At 44.9% G+C, this 3811-nt stretch carries 2 protein-coding genes and 1 pseudogene; all 3 read right to left on the reverse strand.

Going from position 1 to position 3811, the window contains the following annotated elements:
• Window positions 1–893 (reverse strand): DUF6427 family protein (locus ABZB17_RS21320; RefSeq protein ID WP_372653459.1); only part of this gene is annotated, 893 nt, incomplete at its 3' end.
• A gap of 97 nt (window positions 894–990) precedes the next feature.
• Window positions 991–2259 (reverse strand): phosphoribosylamine--glycine ligase, encoded by a 1269-nt coding sequence (purD, locus tag ABZB17_RS21325; protein WP_372653461.1) that lies wholly within the window; start codon window positions 2257–2259, stop codon window positions 991–993.
• Window positions 2260–2287: 28 nt separating this feature from the next.
• Window positions 2288–3811 (reverse strand): annotated as a pseudogene (locus tag ABZB17_RS21330) (hypothetical protein); the annotation flags it as partial.

Below are 3811 nucleotides of genomic sequence, written 5' to 3' on the forward strand. Positions count from 1 at the left end.
GCAATAAGGTAAGTAACGGGAATTGCGGTAATAACCAGCATTTCCTGCGAGGTTACCGGGTTTAACGCAAATCCGGCCAGCGAAAAAATAAAAATCCAGAAAAATACGGTGAAGTACTTTCGCGAGCTGATCTTTTTGGTATCGTATTGACCAAACATTCCGATACTTCCGGCAATAGTATATAATATTAGCGCTACCAGGTATACCTGCAAGGGAATATTTGAACGGAAATGATTAACCGGTGTGACGATACTTTCTTTCATAATATTCAGCACCTCCAGCCAGCTGTCGGTTAACACGGCATAGGCAGCAGAAAAAGCAAATGGAAGAAAGAATCCCAGGATCAAGGTGGTAAATTCGCGCCACCCAACTTCGCGCCCCAACAAGGCTATACCCACAATAAACGCAGGAATCAGCACTGCAACATCGAGGTAAAAAAGCGCGCCTAGTCCCAGCAAAAATCCTACATCGAAAGTGGAAGCATAGGCTTTTTTCGTATCAAAAATGCCAAACAAGCGGTAAATAGCGAACAGCAAGAATAATGCACCAAAATATACCGGATGCAAGGTGTGCATCTTCACGAAACCACCCATAATAACCACAAACAGCAAAGCAGGCAACTTACTTTTTATTCGGATAAACATGAACCGGTCGTTTACCAATTGCATGGTGTAGGCCAGCAATATGGCCATAACAATTCCGATAATAACCTGCACCAGTGGTTTGTCGTGAACCAGCCGGTAAATCAAATTAAAAAGGATGTTTTGATCTTCGCCCGGGAAATAGTTATAAGCAAACGGGTGCTGCAGGCTCTTTATCCACAGTGCAATTGTTACCAAAGGCACCAGGAACAAACTTACAGAACTGTTCGACTTTAACTTTTTTAGTATCATGCCATTTTGCTTCTCAACACTTCAGAATATAAATAACTCCGGACCTTGGCTCTCACATAAAAACAGCCAAAGTGCGGAGTCTTTTTAAGCGATGGGATTACAGATCGAATCCCAGGTCTTTACGATAATATTTTCCTTCGAATTCGATATGCGCAGCGTTTTTAAATGAAGTGGCCAGTGCATCCTTCATATCCTTTCCATACGAACTTACCGAAATCACACGGCCTCCGGCAGTAACCACATCGTCGCCTGCTTGTTTTGTGCCTGCATGAAAAACAAGACTGTCAGTTACCTTTTCAGTTCCGGTAATCACTTTTCCTTTTTCGTAATCTCCCGGATATCCGCCTGAAACCAGCATTACAGTTACGGCAGCAAGATCGTCGAATTCAATCTCTTTTTCGCCAAGTGTTCCGGTGGCAGCACCATCAAGCAGCTCAACAAAGTCGGATTTTACACGCAACATAACCGCTTCCGTTTCCGGATCGCCCATACGCACGTTGTACTCAATTACATATGGCTCGTTGTTTACATTTATCAGTCCGAAGAAGATAAAACCACAGTAGTCGATTCCGTCTTTTGCCAAACCTGAAACCGTTGGAGCAATGATCCGTTTCTCCACTTTTTCCATGAATACGGCATCAACAAACGGTACCGGTGTAATGGCACCCATTCCGCCGGTATTTAAGCCGGTGTCGCCTTCGCCAATTCGTTTATAATCTTTTGCTTCAGGAAGGATTTTATAGTCTTTACCGTCGGTAAGAACAAATACCGAAACTTCCACACCGCTCAAAAACTCTTCGATTACCACTTTGCTGCTGGCCTCGCCAAACTGCCCGTCGAGCATTTCTTTCAGCGAGTTTTGTGCCTCTTCCAGCGAGTCGATGATCAGCACTCCTTTACCAGCCGCCAAACCATCAGCTTTAAGCACATACGGCGATTGCATGGTGGTCAGGAACTCAACTCCTTTATCCAGGTTATCGGCAGTTACCGTAAAATATTTTGCCGTAGGAATGTCGTGGCGAGCCATAAAAGCTTTGGCGAAGTCCTTACTTCCTTCCAGTTCGGCACCGGCTTTTTTCGGGCCAACAACTTTTACCGATGCCAGTTCAGGATCGGCAGCAAAAAAATCGTGCAGTCCTTCAACCAAAGGCACTTCCGGGCCTACCAACATCAGGTCGATGTTGTTTTCGAGCACCAGTTCTTTTATTTTCTGAAAATCAGAAACACCTGCATCCAGGTTGGTTCCCAATTCAGATGTACCGGCATTTCCCGGTGCAAAAAACAAATTATCTACTTTTTCGCTTTGTTTAATTTTCCATCCCAAAGCGTGCTCTCTTCCTCCCGAGCCTACAATCAAAATATTCATCAGTATGTTGCTTTTAATTTTTTACTATTTACATGTTGCCATATCGTTCGAAATAGCTTTGCAGATTACCACCAATTTGTTCTGCCAGTTCGCTGTTACCCGCAGTTGCTGCCGAACGCTGCAATTGCTGCATATAAAACAGCTTGCGCTGAATCTCTTCAACAATACCAGCCATATACTTAGGCTGTAACGAGAAATAATAATTCAGTTCGTCGTTGAATACGCCATACGCGGTTTCAACCATTTCAAGACCTTTATCGTTTGCTCCGGCCCGGATATAACTGTTGGCCAGTTCCAGGGCAAAATATTCGTAAGGTATAATGCTGTTTGGCAACAACTCGTTGCACCGGTCGATAACGGCAATGGCCGAATCCTTTTTACCTTCCTCAACCAATGCCGATGCCAGTCGGTTAAAACTGTTCCGGATATTGGTCATCATGCGGGTATTCGTTTCGTCGAGGTACACTTCAGGGTCGTTCATGTTACCCCACTCGAAGTTGTTCATCAGGTTATCGTACATGATGGATGTATTTACCCTGCCAAACTGCAATTGTTGTGGATTACTCTGCGTTTTTATCGGCACCAAACGGTAGGCAAAACCTTCCACCTGGAAATAATCCTCAAGATTCAGGTATTTGCTGCGGCCAACGGTAATCGACCAGTAAATAGGGCGTTCCCAGTTGTTGGTGGCCAGCATATCGAGCACCATCATTTCGTCTTTCGACAACATACTTTTGCCCGACAAATCGATAACGATCTCGTCAACAATCTTGTCGTAATCTTCCGGAGCCACCACTTTATTTCTGATCACTGCTTCTTTATCCACCTTAAAATGAAGTTTCTTTTTCGGAAGATAAGCTGCATTGTCGGCCTGCTGCAGTTTGGTAGCCGGATTATCGTTGGCAATAAAATCAATGCCTTCTTGTAATCCGATGTAATCGCGTTTTATGCGCGAATCGTCGAGCAAATAAACCGCATCGCGGGTTCCCAACAGGTATTGATCGGGTTTCAGCGTAAAATTGATTGGCTCCGAATCGTAAGCTTGTCGGCGCATCTGATCGATATACCAGTCGGTTTGCAGATAGCTTAAGTTACACACCCGAACATCGGTTCTCACATCTTCCACCTCCTGGTTATACCACAGCGGGAAGGTATCGTTATCGCCGTTGGTGAAAATCACCGCATTGGGCTGGCATGTTTTCAGGTAATTGGCACCAAAATCGCGGGCAGTATATCGTCCCGAACGATCGTGGTCGTCCCAGTTTTGGGCTCCCATAATTCCGGGAACCAAAATCAAGGTAACCAGTCCGGCAATTCCTCCGGCAAGTGTTTCAGGAATGTATTTTTTCAATGTTTCGGAAATGGCCAGCACTCCCAAACCAATCCAGATGGCAAAGGCATAGAACGAACCGGCATACGCATAATCGCGTTCGCGTGGCTGATGCGGATACTGGTTCAGATAAATTACAATGGCCAAGCCGGTTAATACAAACAGCAGGAATACCACCCAAAGTCCTTTCCGGCCTTCTTTACCACGGTTATACTGGAAAAA

It is taken from the genome of Draconibacterium sp., assembly GCF_041583095.1.
Taxonomy (GTDB): Bacteria; Bacteroidota; Bacteroidia; order Bacteroidales; family Prolixibacteraceae; genus Draconibacterium.

Bases quoted from the DNA above. Each gene is read 5' to 3' on its own strand.
- purD (WP_372653461.1), bottom strand. From the start codon at position 2,259: ATGAATATTTTGATTGTAGGCTCGGGAGGAAGAGAGCACGCTTTGGGA.